Raw genomic sequence first — 14380 nt, forward strand, 5'->3', positions numbered from 1 at the left:
TGGCGTTCCTGGTCAGAAGAGACCGGGCTGGTCGGCGACGCCTAGGCCTGGTTTCTTCGCCGGCATGAGGGCGATGCGCTCGAGGTCCATCAACGTGGACCACCTGCCTCGCTGCAGCAGGCGCTGGAGAACAGCAAGGGTGAGTCGGACGTCGGCGAGCGCGCGGTGCCGGTCAGGTGGGATCGGCAACTCGAGGTGCCGCGCTAGGTGGTCCAGGCTGTGAGAGGGGAGTTCCGGTATGCAGGTGCGGGCCAGCCGGACAGTGTCGAGCAACGGAGTGTTGGCGAGGCGTGGGCAGTGGTCGCGCTGGCCGTGCAGCAGGGTCCGCTCGGTGGCGGCGTGGTGGGCGACGAGCAGGATCGCGTCGCCGGCGTCTGTGGCTGGTGCGTGCACACGCCGGTCGAGTTCGGACATGACTGCCGACGCCGCCGGTGCGGTGGCCAGCAAATTCTCCGTGATCCCTGACGCCTGGTCGAACCTGGTGATTGGAACATCCGGTGGCGGCGCCATCAGCGACTGATAGCAGTCCAGCTCGGTGAAGTGGCCTGCCGGCGAGAGCGCGACCGTGACGGCGGCAACCTCGACCGGCACTGGCGGTCGTCCAGCAGGGGTGAGGCCTTCGAAGTCGATGACGACGAATCGGGTGCGATGCGCTCGAAGATCTTCGGCCAGATGCGTCATTGTCGAGGCATCGCATCTGTCGGCCGGAATCTGACTGCGCTCGTCGTTGACGAGAACCCTCCAAAGTCGGCGCGCTCTCCGATTGGCGCGAGCGAGTTCGCTGGCACGCCGTGCGTGAGCAGGGCCCAGCCGGTGCGGTGCTGGTCGAATAGGACGGTGTGCATACCTGCACGAGTCTCGTGATCGTGGAGGTAGTCGGCGGTGAAGGGCAAGCCGAGATACGCGTGTCCATCGGTGTTCCAGGTCGGGTCCTCGACCGTGCCGTCGAGCCGTGCGCACCAGGCGTGCGGGGCTGGGAATCCGCTGGTGTGGATGGCGAACCCCTCGACGTAGACCAGCCCGTAGGTCTCGCTGTGCAGGGACGCGTTGCGGTAGCAGCGCTGCGGCTCGCCACGGGGTCGATCTGGTGGTAGGGACGTCGGAGTGAACCAGCGTCCGTGTTCGAGCACGAGCGCTTCGTTGCTGGCGTGCCTGCGGTTAGGTTGAGGCGGTAGGCCTCAGCCATGACTCGTAGCAGTGCGGTCAGCTTCGTCTGGTACTGCGTGAGGGCGCCGGCATCGGAGTTCATGCTGGCTCGCGCGGTGTATTTCGCGCTGAGCCGGCTGAGGGGTGCGGGGTCACGAAGCCCGCGTCTTCCACCATCCACACGAGAGCTTCGTCAACGGCTTCGCCGATTGCGGTCGCCGTGAGGCCCAGCGGCGTGGTCACGCCGATCGACAGGGCACGTGGACCAGCGCCACGCGGGGAGCCGAGAAGTGAGAGGTCGATCATGTCCAGGATGGGAATCGTTGGGCGACGATCGGAATGACCGGGCTGCTCATTGCCGATGTGGAATTCCAGTCTGGCTGCTCCGGCGGGAGGTGCGGCCAGCGGGTCCTCGACGGCGCCGAGCAGAAGCGCGACCGTCGCTGTCGGCCAGGCGCGGACGAGGAAGGTCGTGAGCTCGTTGAACGCCAGAGGACGTGTGCCAGGGACGTCGTCGGGGGACTCGGTCGGTGTTGAGAGGGCGCTGAAGTCGACGCGCAGGTCGACCGTGGTGTGAACTTCGGTGCCGCGACCGGCGGGAAGGGTCAGCCGCAGGCACAGGGCGAGTGCGGTACGGCCGTCGGAGGTGCTGGCCGTGATCTGGTAGGCGGCGAACCGGCTGTTGTTCTCGCCGTCAGGTTTGTCGATTTCCTGCCAGGAATCAGCTGAAGTCTGAACAGAATATCGGTCGGCGAGCGTGGAAAAGAACGCGGCTATTCCGGTGGCATCCACTGCCTCGAGCATGCGCGCCCGTCCGGAGATCCGCCACACTCTGGCCGACAAGGGGATCCGGGCTGCCACGCGGATGCGGAGATCCCGCTGGTCGAAGAGGCTTGACCAGGCGTCCCGGTGCTTCGAGGCTTCGCTGTCGAAAGTCAGCTCGGGCTGCCAGACGGGCGATCCACCAGCCGGCCGGAGAAGCCGCCCTCGGCGCTCGGGGTCCCACCGACCGCCGGCCAACTCGACTGTCTTGACGTCTGAACGTACGAAGGCGCCCGAGGTGTTCTCCTCGAACATTGGGAATCCGATCCCGACCGCGCCTCCGCCGGAAACTCCATCCCCGATCGCCTCAATGTCGTTCCACACCGCGGTCGCGACGACAACTACCTTCTTGCCGTAGAGCGCGCAGAGCACGGCCGGTTCGCCCCCAGCACCACCAGGGAAGAACTGGAGCCAGCCGAGTTGGTGTTCTTGTACCTGTCCGAGTGCATTGCCCAGCATGTACACGCCACCGGCGGCATCGTAAGCGGGCTGAAACGCTGCTTCGTGGCCCGACTCCCCGGGTTGGTAGACCTTGGTGGTTGGCGCGGTAGAGAGGCGAGCCAGAACGCCGGCGACGATCTCGTTCGACGCAGATAGACTGCTGACCGCATGACGGACGTCCGGGTAGGCGTCGAGAAGCTCGCCAAGCCGTTTCTCATCCCAGATCAGCCAATCGCGGAGCCCGAATTCGTCAGCGTGAAGGTCGATCAGCTCGGTCAAGGGCGCGAGTTCGCCGTCATCGGCGGTCAACTGTACGTTGGTCGCGAAAATGAAGTAGTCAGGCCGCCGGTCGCCCCGCTCAACCCGCTGGGACCACCAGTTGAATTCGCGCTTGATCCGATGACCGAGCGCGCGCTTAGCCCAGCGCGGATTCGATTGCGGTTGACTGAACATCGCAATCATGGCGATATAGCCGTCCCACGGCGCCTGCCGGCTCGGGAACCCTTTCGTGGGCCCGTCGAACGCGGCGTCGCGCCCGCCATCTGGCCCGGGGCCTACGAAAACCTCTGTGCCGGGGCCGAGCACGTGGACAGTAAGCGCCTGGCAAATTTTTTCGAAGCCCTCGCGGCCGAGCCGGTTGAGGTCGTAGTGCAGGAAGATCTGCTCGACCTGCCCTTCCGTTAGGCTCCGGTCGCTGGCCGCCGCGGTTTGCTCGCGTTTCCAGTCGAGGAGCTCGTCGACGGGGTAGATGGACTCGTGGTCGTCGACCGGCTTGTGGTGCGTGCCGCACAGGAGCAGCAGGTTCTCTTCCTCGTTGATCAGCTCTGCTGGGTACGCGGGGTCGTGCCGGGGGCCGTCGGGCTTCTCGGATCGGATGTGCGCGATCTCCGCTACGACGGTGAGCTGGCCACGGTGCTCGAGTACGAGCTGCGTACTGCAGCCGGGGTACGCGCATTGCCGTGCGCGCGCGAAGAGCAGCTTGATCGTCTGCTGCGAGTAGGTACGAGCCACATGCCGACCCTAGTCGGGCCGGAGGTTCTGGTCGGTCACCAGGAAGTCGTCCGTGGGCTGTCTCTAAAGATTATCAGTATAGTATCTGCCTGAATTTTGGACATCGCCCATGTCGAGGAGCTGCAGGTCGCTCCGGGCCGGGAAGAAGAGCCGCCCATCGCCGAGGTCGAGCCGTGGTTCGACGAGTACACGCCGCCGGTCAGGGGCTTGTATCGCGACCGGGGCGTCCAGGCTCCCCCGTGCTGGGTGCCGGAAGACGCCTGATCACTCGTCAACGACCGGGTGCCCCGGGTCGCAGCTGGTCAGGCGTAGATCGCGATCGGAAGCACGGTAAAGGAATACCCTTCAATAATGGCCGGAAAATCAAGATTGAACGGAGGTGGCACTTTACCCTCAGTTTCATCTCTGAGAAATCCCGGCATTGCTTCGCCATTGACAGATTTTTCCGTCAAGTTGGTAATTTCGGAGAGAATGTACTTCACCCACTCGTGATTCATGCGGCTCAACAACTTGTTTTTGCGGAAAATCGGCACATCTTGCTCTGGTTTCGTAACCACTTTGCCGAAAACGGTAAAGTCTCCGTCGAGAGGTCGATCGGGATCGGCTGTAACGAAGTGTTCCGCCTCGCACACGACAAGCGCGGTCAGTGAGGAATCAATTTTGCAATGCAGTTCCGTAGTGGTCTTGCGGCGAAAATCCGTATGTACTGCTTCGGTGATCGTGCGGGCTAGATCGGCCTTAGTCGTAGCCTCCTGCTCGACAAGCTCCCAGCGTACTTTGACCTTGTCGATGTCCCAATCTTCTTCAACAATTTTTGCGCGCTTTCCCTGACGGGTCGCAAACCGGGTCATCTCCGCGACAGCGTCTGGGCTCCCGAGGTCCAACAGTGCGCTGATGGGGTCGGGCCGAAACCTGCCGTGAAATTTTACGAGGGAGCCCGTGTCCAGTGCGGCGCCGTCGCTGTTGCTGCTAACCGTTGTTGTGAGTTTGTCGAGGCGTTCGTGAAGTACATGCAAATATAGTGCAGTGTCACGAGACATTTCGACGCGGTGACGCCGTGTCGAGGTCTGCCCATCTTTGTTAGCAACCTCTTTTCCGCCGCCAACAGTTCCCTCGAGTTTCGCAACTCCAGGAATATTTCCTCCCGCCTTAATGCTGCCTTGCCCCTTGTTCGTGCCGGTTCGACTCTGATCCGAGGTGCCGGATGTTTCGTATTGACTCGTGTTGGGGAGACCGTCGTTCGTCTCGCTTTGGTAAAGGCTTCCGACGAAATCCGCGTTTTGGTAGACGATCACATAAGGCTTCTGCTCGTGGGGCATTGCGTCAGTATGGCATACCGATGAGTACTGATCGGTTCTGCTCGTTGCGGCACAAGAACGGACAGCGCGATGTCGCAAACCTGGTCTACTCGTCGACGGTCAGGCGCTCAATCGCGGCCTGCTTGTCAGCCTCGGTGGGCTGGCTGTAGTGCCGTGCGGTCTCCACGCTGTGCCCGAGCAACTCGGCGACCAGGACAACGTCGACCCCGTCGCGCACGAGGTTCGTACCGGTGGTGTGGCGCAGAGAGTGCGGGGTGAGGTCGCCGTCGCGGCCGAAAGCGAGATTCGCATCCGCAGCGATCGCCTTCAGCTGGTCGTAAGCGCCGCGGGTGGAGAGCCGGCCGCCGCGGCGGTTGAGGAACAGCGCCGGCGTCTCGGCCGCACCCGGCCACCCGGCCCGCTCGGTGACCCACTCCTCGATGGCCGCGCGCAGCTGCGAGTGCAGCGGCACCTCCCGGTACTTACCGCCTTTGCCGAACCGCACGATCAGCACGCCCTTGCGGGCGGAGATCCGGACGTCGCCGACGTCGAGCGCGACGACCTCGCCGCCGCGCAGCCCGCCGTAGTACTCGACGTAGGCCAAGGCCTTCCCGCGGGCGTCGGCTCGCTGCGCCGCGCGCAGCCACCGCGTCCGGTTCCGGTCGCTCAGCGCCCGCGGCGCCGACTTCGGCACCTCCTGGCGCTTCGCCGCCGCCGGTCCGACGCCGACGTGGCGCAGGAAGTCGTCGACGGCGGTCAGGTGCGCGTTGACCGTCGAGAGCTTCCGCTTCGCCACCGTCAGCAGGTACGCGCGGTAGTTCCGCACCGCGCCGTCGCGCGCCTGGCCGTCAACGAGCGGGTCACCGTCGACGTCAGCCCCATCGAGCCACGCGAGGAACTGGCGCGTCCGCGAGCAGTACGCCCGGACCGTGTCGTCGTCGAGCGGCTCGCCGGGTCGCGCCTTCGCCGCGACGTACCCGTCGAACCGCTCGACGAACGCCGCCGGCACCACCGTTGCGGCCGCGCCCGGCCGCCGCCGAGCTTCGTCGACCGCACCGCCTTCGAGGGGGATCGAAATATCGGAAGTAGTTCCGGCGCCTTGCGTATCCGCCTGGACCGAAATATCGGAAGTCACGGCCGGAGTCTACTTCTGATACTCATAAGTATCAGAAGCAGGCCAGAATCGGGCTGGCGCCCAGTAGAACTGTTTACCTACCCTCACTAAAGCGCGCTCAATTGCTCTGGTATAAGCCTATCTGATAACCGGAGTCGCCTCCGCTTTACGGTTAATTTCGTGTGAGGTTAACGTTGAGTCACAAAAAAATTTCCTTCACCCGTGTGGGTGAGAAGCGATCTTGCTTCAGCATTGGTCCGGACCAACCGAGGGTTCTCACCTGCTGAAACGAACTTGCTAGGGGTCGACTCAACAAGTCCGGTCGTACGGTTTACGGCCCGGTGTCGATACCAGGGGACGAAGCGCGCATGTGGGTTGCTTGTGCTTGCGGCGGCCGTAGGTCATCGTTGTTTCGGGCTCCACCTTCGGGTGGATCCCTAGGTGGATCTGCACCTTGATCCTCCGCTCTTCGAGGTCACGAAACTCGTGGCCAGGACGTCCGGCGACGAGCCGGGCTTCGAAGAGAGGAGAAGGTGATGTTCACCGAGCACGACCCTCCCGATGGGAACCAGCCGACACTTCGTGACGGCAACGACCCGGAGGAAGGCGGTAGTAAGAGGGCCTTGCAGGCGTGGCGGACGGTTGTTCGTCCGAGCTTGCTGGTCGTCGAGGCGTTGGCCGTGCTCAAGCAGCACGAAGCCCTCGCCGCGACGGCGAGGGCCCTCGTGATGATCGGCGACGTGATCACGCAGTCCTACCAAGACTGATCACGTGCCAGGGGCGGGCCCAGTTCACTTCGGTGTTCTGGGCCCTGTCTCTGTGTCCCTTCCTCCACTACATCGCAGGAGGGGTCACAGAAGTTTCACCGCTGCCGAGCGAGACGTTCCGGGCTTATTCGGAGAGTGTCACTTGTAGCCGTTGGGAGCAGTTTGGGTTCCGGTGGCACTCGTCGTCAACGGGTGCCACTGTAGTCACTTTCGTTGGCTAATGGCACGAAAATAGCGTTTCCCCTGGTGAGATGTCCAGTCTTCCTCTAGGATGTTGCTATGCCGGGACCTTCGTCCAGCACGAAAACACCCGAACGGGCAAGCCAGCTCACCTGTGAGCAGTGCAACACGCCGTTGCCTCCCGCTCGCAACGACGGTAGGGGGCGCCCGCGTCGGTACTGCTCGTCGACCTGCCGCTCCGCAGGCCGTCGGCGACGTGAACGGGACGCTCGTCCGACACCGCCCGAGCACAGCGAAGACGTCTCAATCGGGCTGCTGGGAACGTGCGAGTTTGCGATAGCGGGTTTCCGTTGCACACGGCCTGCCGACCGTGTCATCTACATGCACGCATCCGATGGTCAGCGGGTGAACGCCTGTAACAGCTGCGTCGATCTCTTCCGGAGGTGGTTGGCGTCCGCAGCTCCCGTCCCGGCGGTCGAACGTCGCCTAACGCGGAAGAGGAGGCTGCGACCGGTCGAGTCCGAGGAGCCTGCGCGCCGGGAGCGGGGAATCGGGCTCAGTCAGCAGGAAGTCGCGGTGTTGAAGGCCTACGCCTCGGGCAAGACAGCCGACGCCGTCGGGCGAGAGCTGAACTTGCAGGTCAGCACCGTTCGTGAGTACCTCAACCGCGCTCGAGACAAGTTCCGGGAGTCTGATCGCGCAGCCAGTACGCGCCTGGACCTATACAAGCGAGCCGTCGAAGACGGCCTGCTGCCGGCACCGCAGTCTTTGGATCACACCAGCGTTCTGCCTGAGCGAGCGGACGCCGTCGAGCCTGCAACCCAAGACGTGTCCTCCTGGCTTCCGCAGAAAGTCACCGACGGGCTTTACCGCTACATCTTGGCTCGCATGCGAGCGTTCGCGCTTCCGGGGATGGCGGCCGAGGATGTGTTCCAGGAGGTGCTGGTGGACTACCTCGACTACCGCAACTCCGGTCACCAAGTGCCCGTCGACGAGGTTCTCCATTTTCTCGTGCGTATCACCCAGAGGAAACTCTCCACTCTGTACAAGGCCAGTCAGCAGCTTCCGGCAGAGGTCCTGTTCGACCAGGTGCCGGAGGTCCCGACGCGGGCGTTCTCCTCGTCGTCTGAAATACCGCCGCTCGGCGAGCTTCTCCTCGAACTGCCTGACCAGCAACGAGACGTACTCCTCCTTCGTATCGGCAGCGGACTCTCGACGATCGATACCGCTGATGCACTCGGCATCACTCCCGGGGCAGTACGCATCATTCAGCACCGTGCACTCTCGAAGCTCAAGCCCAAGATCATCGCCGACGCGCTGAACTCGAGATCGGAATCAGACGACTGACGGAGAGTCGTGGGTGGGGGAGCGCCGTACGGAGTTCAACGCCTGAGCCGTGGTCACCCGCCTGGTCCCGGTGGGATCATGCCGAGATGCCCAACGTTGTCACCGTTCTGGGACCTCCGCTGCAACGGCGGAACGGCCTACCGGCTGCACGGCAACACCAGCCGCCAGGCGCTCGACGGCTACCTGACGGCCCAGGCCGTGGCCTACCGGACGTTCTGGAACGCCGCGTAACCCCGCTGCGGGAGCCCGTCCTCGCGACGGGCTCCCGCCCTTCCACTCTCCGGCCGGACACGGACCGCGCGCTCCCCGAACCCGACGTCACCGTGCGCGAAGATGCCCAGCATGAGCACCGAAGGCCCTGGTCATTCATCGTCGCCGGAGCACGAGGCGATCCGGATCGCGATCGCCTTCGAGAGCTACGACCAGACCGGCCGGTACTGGGAATCACCAGCGACGACTCACTCTTCGGCGTGGCGAGGGTCTGGCCGGGCCGGGTCCTGCATGTCGTCGGCGCGACCGAGATGGCCGAGCAATTGCGCAGCCTCTACGGCACCGGTGAGATCACCGGCTGGTCCCTGCAGCCGATGGCCGGCACTCGGACCCCGCTGCACACCGTCGAGCAGCGGATTCGGGACGCCGCCGGCGGGACCGGCCGCGGGTACCCCCCGCTCGCCCGCGGCGGCTTCGTCCACACCGAGGAAGTGCAGGCCACCCCGGACGCCGCGCTGCTTGGCGTCCGCAACGTCGGGCCCAACACCCTCCCGATCATCCGAAAGGTCCTTCCCTACACCGGCCCCGCCGTCGACGAGGCCGCCGAGCTGCCGCCGACCGCCCGCGAGCGCCTCAACGCGCCCGAGCGCCAGGCTGAGCTCGACGAGCTGTTCACCGCGACCACCCGGGCCCGCTACCGGCGCCTGGTCGACGGCCTCGTCGGTTCCCGCGGCCGCCCTGCGCAAGATCGGCGAGTCCCTCAACGCCGAGGCACTCCCGCCCGCCGACTCGCTCGTCGAGCTGCTGCTGGAAACCGCCGGCCTCGAAGGGCTGCTGCAGCTACCTTCGAGCCTTCAACAACACCTGACGGATGCCAAACCATGACGTCATCATCGGCGCTACCGCCCCGACGGCTGAGCGAGTGCCGCTAACTCCACCCGGACGGCCGAGTCGCACTCCGGCTGCATAAGTGCAGTTCAGGTGCAGTTCGTAGAGAGACAGTGCAGCAAAATGTGAGGTCCTACAGCCGAGCTGCCGGTGCCGTGGCCTACCGGAAGTCCCGGGACGGCGCGGCGGCCATGGAGAGGTCGATGGCTTCGAGACGGTCGGCCAGGAGGGTGACGACACCTTCGGCGGCCTGGACTCGGCCGCGAATCAGCAGGGCGGAGCTGGTGCGGGCGACGACCCGCTGCCGGTTCCACAGCCCCGGTGAGACGAGGATGTTGGCCATGCCGGTCTCGTCCTCGAGGTTGAGGAACGTGATGCCGCCGGCGGTCGCCGGGCGCTGGCGGTGGGTGACTGCGCCGCCGACCCAGACTCGGGTCCCGTCTTCGGCCTGGGTCAGCTCGGCGGCGGTCAGCGCGCCGCGTGCGTTCAGCAGTTCGCGTAGGTACTCGACCGGGTTGCTATCAGGCGAGACGCTGGTAGCCCACAGGTCGGCCGCGGTGACCTCGAACCGGGTCATCCCAGGTAAGGCGGGCGCGTCCAGGCCGGGCGCGAGGCCGGGCAGGTGCCCGGGCCGCGTTGTTGCCGCGGCTCCTCCGGCCCACAGCGCCTGACGACGGTCGGTACCGAATCGGGTGAAGGCGCCGGCGGTGGCGAGGGCTTCCACGACAGTCTTCTTCAGCTGAATCCGGCAGGTCAGGTCCCCGATGCTGGCGTACGGTCCGTGCGCCTGACGCTCGGCGACGATCGCTTCGGCGACGTCGTCGCCGACGTGGCGGACCGCAGCGAGGCTGAGGCGGATCGCGACGCCGCCGGTGCTGTCGGGATCGGGTTCGAGGGTGGCGTGGGCGAGACTGGCGTTGAGGTCCGGCTCCCGCACCAGGACGCCGTGGCGGCGGGCGTCGGCGACCAGCGACTGCGGGCTGTAGAACCCCATCGGCTGCGCGCGCAGCAACCCCGCGCAGAACGCGGCCGGATAGTAGAGCTTGAACCACGCCGACGCGTAGACCAGCAATGCGAACGACATCGAGTGCGCCTCGGGAAAGCCGTAGCCGGAGAACGCGTGGATCTGCTCGAAGATCCGCGTCGCGAGCTCGCGGTCCAGTCCGTTGGCCTCGCACCCGGCGAAGAACCGCGCCATCAGCGCGTGCATCTTCGCACTGGACCGCTTGGCCCCCATGGCCCGGCGCAGCTGATCGGCCTCGGCGCCGGTGAACGACGCGACGTCGACGGCCATCTGCATCACCTGCTCCTGGAACAACGGCACGCCCAGGGTCCGGTCGAGGGAGCCGGCCAGCAGCGGGTGCGCGTGCTGCTACTGCTCCTCACCGCGCCGGCGGCGGATGTACGGGTGCACCGAACCGCCCTGGATCGGGCCGGGCCGGATCAGCGCGACCTCGACCACCAGGTCGTAGAACTTGCGCGGCCGCGGCCGCGGGCGCGGCAGCGTCGCCAGCTGCGCGCGGGACTCCACCTGGAACACCCCGACCGCGTCGGCCTCGCAGAGCATGTCGTAGACGCCCGGATCGGCCAGATCGAGCTTCCCGATGTCCACAGTGGACCCGTGGTGCACCGCGGCGAGGTCGATCATGTAGTGCAGCGCCGAAAGCATGCCGAGACCGAGCAGGTCGAACTTCACCAGGCCGACACTGGCGCAGTCGTCCTTGTCCCACTGCAGGATGCTGCGGTCGGCCATCGTCGCCCACTCGACCGGGACCACTTCGGACACCGGCTGCTTCGAGATCACCATCCCGCCGGAGTGGATGCCGAGGTGACGCGGGAAGTCCTCGAGCCGCGCCGCCAGGTCGAGGACGTCGTCGGGGATGTCGCCCGCAGCTTGCTGTTTCGTGGCGGTGACGCCGCCCCAGCGATCGACGAGCTTGCCGTAGGCGTCCTGCTGCCCGACGCTGTGCCCCAAGGCTTTCGCGGCGTCGCGGATCGCCGACGGCGCCCGGTAGGTGACGACGTTCGCGACCTGCGCGGCGTGCAGCCGCCCGTGTTTGCCGTAGACGTACTGGATGGCTTCCTCACGCCGGTCGGACTCGATGTCGATGTCGATGTCCGGCGGCCCGTCCCGCTCCGGCGCCAGGAAGCGTTCGAACAGCAGGTTCCACTTCACCGGGTCCGCGTGGCAGATCCCCAGCGCGTAACAGACCGCGCTGTTGGCGGCGGATCCCCGGCCCTGGCACAGGATGTTCGCCTCGCGGCAGAACCGGACGATGTCCCACACCACCAGGAAGTAACCCGGGAACTCGAGCTGCTTGATGACGTCGAGTTCGTGGTCGAGCTGGGCGTAGGCCTTCGGGTTGTCCTCGCGGCGCCCGTAGCGCGTGATCGCCCCGGCCCAGGTCAGGTCGCGCAGGAAGGACATCTCGTCGTGGCCGGGCGGGACGTCGAACGGCGGCAGGTCCGGCGCGACCACCTGCAGGTCGAACGCGACCTCGACGCCCAGCAGCGCGGCCCGGCCGACCGCGCCGGGGTACCGGTGCTCGAAGCGGCGTCGCTGTTCGGACCCGGAGCGCAGGAACGCCTGCCCCGACGGCGGCCGCCACCCGTCCAGCTCCTCGGCCGACCGCCGCGCCCGCACCGCGGCGACCGTCTCGGCCACGACGGCGTCGTCCGGGCGGGCGTAGTGCGCGTTGTTCGACACGATCGTCGGCAACCGCAGGTCGGCGGCCAGCTCGGCGAGGACGTCGTTGGCGGCCGAGTCGTGCGGGAGCCGCTGGTCGATCAGCTCGACGGCGACGTGGCCGCGCCCGAACCAGCCGGCCAGCCGGGTCAGCTCGGCGCGCGCGGCCGCGGGGCCCCGCCGGGCGAGCGCGCGGCGGACGGCGCCTTTGCGGCAGCCGCTCAGCACCACGACGTGCCCGGCCAGCTCGTCGACCAGCTCCTCGACGTCGTAGACCGGGCGGCCCTTCGCGCCGCCGGCGAGCTGGGCACGGGAGATCACCCGGCAGAGCCGGTGGTAACCCTCCTGCCGCCGGGCGATCACGAGCAGGTGCGACCCGGCCGGGTCCGGCGCACCCCCTTGCGGCGCCGGGAGGTCGAGCGACAGCTCGGCCCCGAAGCCGACCCGGACGCCGAGTTCGCGGGCGGCGTCGTTGAACCGGACCGCGCCGTACATCCCGTCGTGATCGGTGAGGACGAGCGCGTCGAGTTCGAGCCGGGCGGCCTCCTCGACGAGGGTCTCGGGGTGGGAGGCGCCGTCGAGGAAGCTGAAGTTGGAGTGGACGTGCAGCTCCGCGTACGGCGCCCGGAGCCGCTCGCCGCCGTCGTCACGGCTGCGGCGGTGCTGCAGATCTGCCGGGGCGCCGGAGTAGCCGTCACGCTTGCGCGACCACGCGGGCGAGTCGCTCCCGTCTCCGATCACGGGAGCGCGGCCGGACGCGACCCGCTCGACCTCGGACCAGGGCACAGTCGGATTGTTGAACGCCACGACAAGCTCCCACATCACGCCAGATCGCTGTGGGAAGTCAGCGACATCAAGTTCGAACACCAGAACGACAGCTGCCTCAATCCTGGGCTGCGCGCGTCGTCCTGTCAACTCGTCGTGATCGACGATAATGCCTGGTGAGACAAGTGACACGCAACTACGGCAGGATCCGCATGCGGGGCGAGTGCGCGTGGTTGAATGCGACACGAAAGTAGGCCGAATGGCTGATCTTTGAGGCATCGACGTGATCTGGAGGAGGAGGTCGAGGTTGTTGTCAGCGGTCAACCAACCTGGCCTGTGGTCACTCGAGTTGGCCCGCGAGTGGCCCGTGGGCCATGAGACCTGGCACGACCAGATCTCCAGTCCGGCCGTCGTCAGGATCGAGCGCGGGGCGGTTGAGTCGGGGCTTGCGGGCATTGTCGGCATACGAATCGGCAACGGTGCGTAGGCGGCCGGGCAGCCCGCACGACCGCGTCATCGCTGCGACCTGTGCGGCGATCGCGGCCGAGTCGCCACGGTCGATCGGAACGAACCATTGCCCTCGACATCGCCACCCGCACCATCGCCGCCGCGATCTTGCGTCCGCACGGCACGAAGGCCGTCGACGCCGCGCTGCTGTTCGCGCGGGCCTTGGTCCGGAGCCGATGCGGCCTGGCTGGTCCGAGGCGCTATCGATGGTCGCTGTTCTCGTCCATGTATAGGCCCGTGCGGTCCTGTCGCTGATTCACGGCAGCCAGGTACTTGGGGGAAGTCGGTGACCGTCATCGCGAAGGCATGGTGCTGAACAACCTCAGGTCCGAGTTGCCGGCTGTCCTGCCAAAAATACGTCACCTACGACATCCAGCCACCACCACGAAGCTCAGGGCTGCGAAATCGGCATGGGCCCATCACCTGACGGATCTGAAAGGATGTTCAACCGGCTATCCTGCAGGCGCTCACCCTCCCGGCTGATCCGTCGCTGACCTTCGATCCGGGCTCAGAACACAACGCTTAGCCAGCCCACAAGCAGGAGGTTGGCCACCCCCTGTGCGACGAAGCTAGCGACGCATGAGCCGGTGATAGTGCGACAAATGCCCAGCGCAAGGCCCATGCAGAACACCGACGGCAGCACACCAGCGAGCACGGCCGGGTTGAACGGTATGAGTCCGTAGTTGCCGACGTGCACCAACGCCCAGCCAACCGAGGTCAGCGTTATCGCGGTAGCAGTCCCGGCGATCCGCTCAACTGCAATGAATAGCGCACCTCGGTAGCAGACTTCCTCCAAGGCAGGCACGACCAGGCCCATTGCCACGACCATCAGTACTGCAGCGACCGCCGCCGACGCGGAGGCGAGTTGTCGAAACATTGTCGGGATGCCGGTGGTCCAGTTGTCCCGAGACAGCCCAAACGCAGCCGTGTTGGCCGCGATCACGGCCACGTACACCGCCACGACGAGGGTCAATCCGAGTGCGAGCCGCGAGTTGGAGGCGGGGCGCAACCCCGCCTCCGCCCATCGCGAGCGTGGCAGTACGAGTAGTACGCACGGGGTGAGCACGAGTGAGAGCACCATGAACGGCAGTCCGTAGGCGCCTGCGACTCGCACGACCGCGAGGACCAGGTACAGCGTGAGTGTGGTGGTCAGTGGTGTGGCGTCGTGCCGCGTGCGCAACCAAACCAGCGGTGCCAT

At 66.1% G+C, this 14380-nt stretch carries 11 protein-coding genes and 1 pseudogene; 5 read left to right on the forward strand and 7 right to left on the reverse strand.

All coding sequences use genetic code 11. The features are described 5' to 3' along the window. Window positions 1-12: 12 nt before the first annotated feature. From OG570_RS16935 to OG570_RS16945, 3 genes are all read right to left on the reverse strand, one after another. On the reverse strand, window positions 13-681 hold the full coding sequence (locus tag OG570_RS16935; RefSeq protein ID WP_326957554.1) for a 3'-5' exonuclease: 669 nt from the start codon (window positions 679-681) through the stop codon (window positions 13-15). After that, window positions 678-1130 (reverse strand): hypothetical protein, encoded by a 453-nt coding sequence (locus tag OG570_RS16940; protein ID WP_326957556.1) that lies wholly within the window; start codon window positions 1128-1130, stop codon window positions 678-680. The genes OG570_RS16935 and OG570_RS16940 overlap by 4 nt, the downstream gene beginning before the upstream one ends. A 115-nt stretch (window positions 1131-1245) precedes the next feature. Continuing rightward, the gene (locus OG570_RS16945) at window positions 1246-3420 is read right to left on the reverse strand and encodes a hypothetical protein (protein WP_326957557.1); all 2175 of its coding nucleotides are present in this window, start codon (window positions 3418-3420) and stop codon (window positions 1246-1248) included. Between the two features lie 96 nt (window positions 3421-3516). Between OG570_RS16945 and OG570_RS16950 the strand changes: the two genes are divergently transcribed. Continuing rightward, a complete protein-coding gene (locus tag OG570_RS16950) occupies window positions 3517-3684 on the forward strand; it encodes a hypothetical protein (protein ID WP_326957558.1) in 168 nt (55 codons plus the stop codon). 38 nt (window positions 3685-3722) lie between these two features. On the opposite strand, the gene OG570_RS16955 is transcribed toward OG570_RS16950, so the two are convergent. Together OG570_RS16955 and OG570_RS16960 are read right to left on the reverse strand one after the other, a co-directional pair. Beyond that, window positions 3723-4739: a DUF6414 family protein gene (locus tag OG570_RS16955; protein WP_326957560.1), complete on the reverse strand. Its 1017-nt coding sequence runs from the start codon at window positions 4737-4739 to the stop codon at window positions 3723-3725. Window positions 4740-4824: 85 nt separating this feature from the next. After that, a complete protein-coding gene (locus tag OG570_RS16960) occupies window positions 4825-5853 on the reverse strand; it encodes a tyrosine-type recombinase/integrase (RefSeq protein ID WP_326957562.1) in 1029 nt (342 codons plus the stop codon). A 515-nt stretch (window positions 5854-6368) separates the two neighbouring features. Between OG570_RS16960 and OG570_RS16965 the strand changes: the two genes are divergently transcribed. The 4 genes from OG570_RS16965 to OG570_RS16980 all read left to right on the forward strand — a co-directional run bounded on the left by OG570_RS16965 (window position 6369) and on the right by OG570_RS16980 (window position 9268). Beyond that, entirely contained in the window at window positions 6369-6599 is a 231-nt protein-coding gene (locus tag OG570_RS16965; RefSeq protein ID WP_326957563.1) for a hypothetical protein, read from the forward strand. A gap of 561 nt (window positions 6600-7160) precedes the next feature. After that, a complete protein-coding gene (locus OG570_RS16970; RefSeq protein ID WP_326957565.1) occupies window positions 7161-8126 on the forward strand; it encodes a sigma-70 family RNA polymerase sigma factor in 966 nt (321 codons plus the stop codon). A 96-nt stretch (window positions 8127-8222) separates the two neighbouring features. Continuing rightward, on the forward strand, window positions 8223-8357 hold the full coding sequence (locus OG570_RS16975) for a hypothetical protein (RefSeq protein ID WP_326957567.1): 135 nt from the start codon (window positions 8223-8225) through the stop codon (window positions 8355-8357). A 239-nt stretch (window positions 8358-8596) separates the two neighbouring features. Further along, complete coding sequence (locus tag OG570_RS16980; RefSeq protein ID WP_326957569.1) at window positions 8597-9268, forward strand: hypothetical protein; 672 nt, start codon at window positions 8597-8599, stop codon at window positions 9266-9268. A 116-nt stretch (window positions 9269-9384) separates the two neighbouring features. Here OG570_RS16980 and OG570_RS16985 read toward each other — a convergent pair. Further along, window positions 9385-12717 (reverse strand): annotated as a pseudogene (locus OG570_RS16985) (error-prone DNA polymerase). A gap of 973 nt (window positions 12718-13690) precedes the next feature. Next, window positions 13691-14380: a CPBP family intramembrane glutamic endopeptidase gene (locus tag OG570_RS16990; protein ID WP_326957571.1), complete on the reverse strand. Its 690-nt coding sequence runs from the start codon at window positions 14378-14380 to the stop codon at window positions 13691-13693.

The sequence above is a fragment of the Amycolatopsis sp. NBC_01286 genome (genome assembly GCF_035982555.1).
GTDB lineage: Bacteria > Actinomycetota > Actinomycetes > Mycobacteriales > Pseudonocardiaceae > Amycolatopsis.

Coding starts and splice junctions, on each gene's coding strand:
- OG570_RS16935 (WP_326957554.1), bottom strand. CDS start 681: ATGACGCATCTGGCCGAAGATCTTCGAGCGCATCGCACCCGATTCGTC.
- OG570_RS16965 (WP_326957563.1), top strand. CDS start 6,369: ATGTTCACCGAGCACGACCCTCCCGATGGGAACCAGCCGACACTTCGT.
- OG570_RS16990 (WP_326957571.1), bottom strand. CDS start 14,380: ATGGCACCGCTGGTTTGGTTGCGCACGCGGCACGACGCCACACCACTG.
- OG570_RS16970 (WP_326957565.1), top strand. CDS start 7,161: ATGCACGCATCCGATGGTCAGCGGGTGAACGCCTGTAACAGCTGCGTC.
- OG570_RS16955 (WP_326957560.1), bottom strand. CDS start 4,739: ATGCCCCACGAGCAGAAGCCTTATGTGATCGTCTACCAAAACGCGGAT.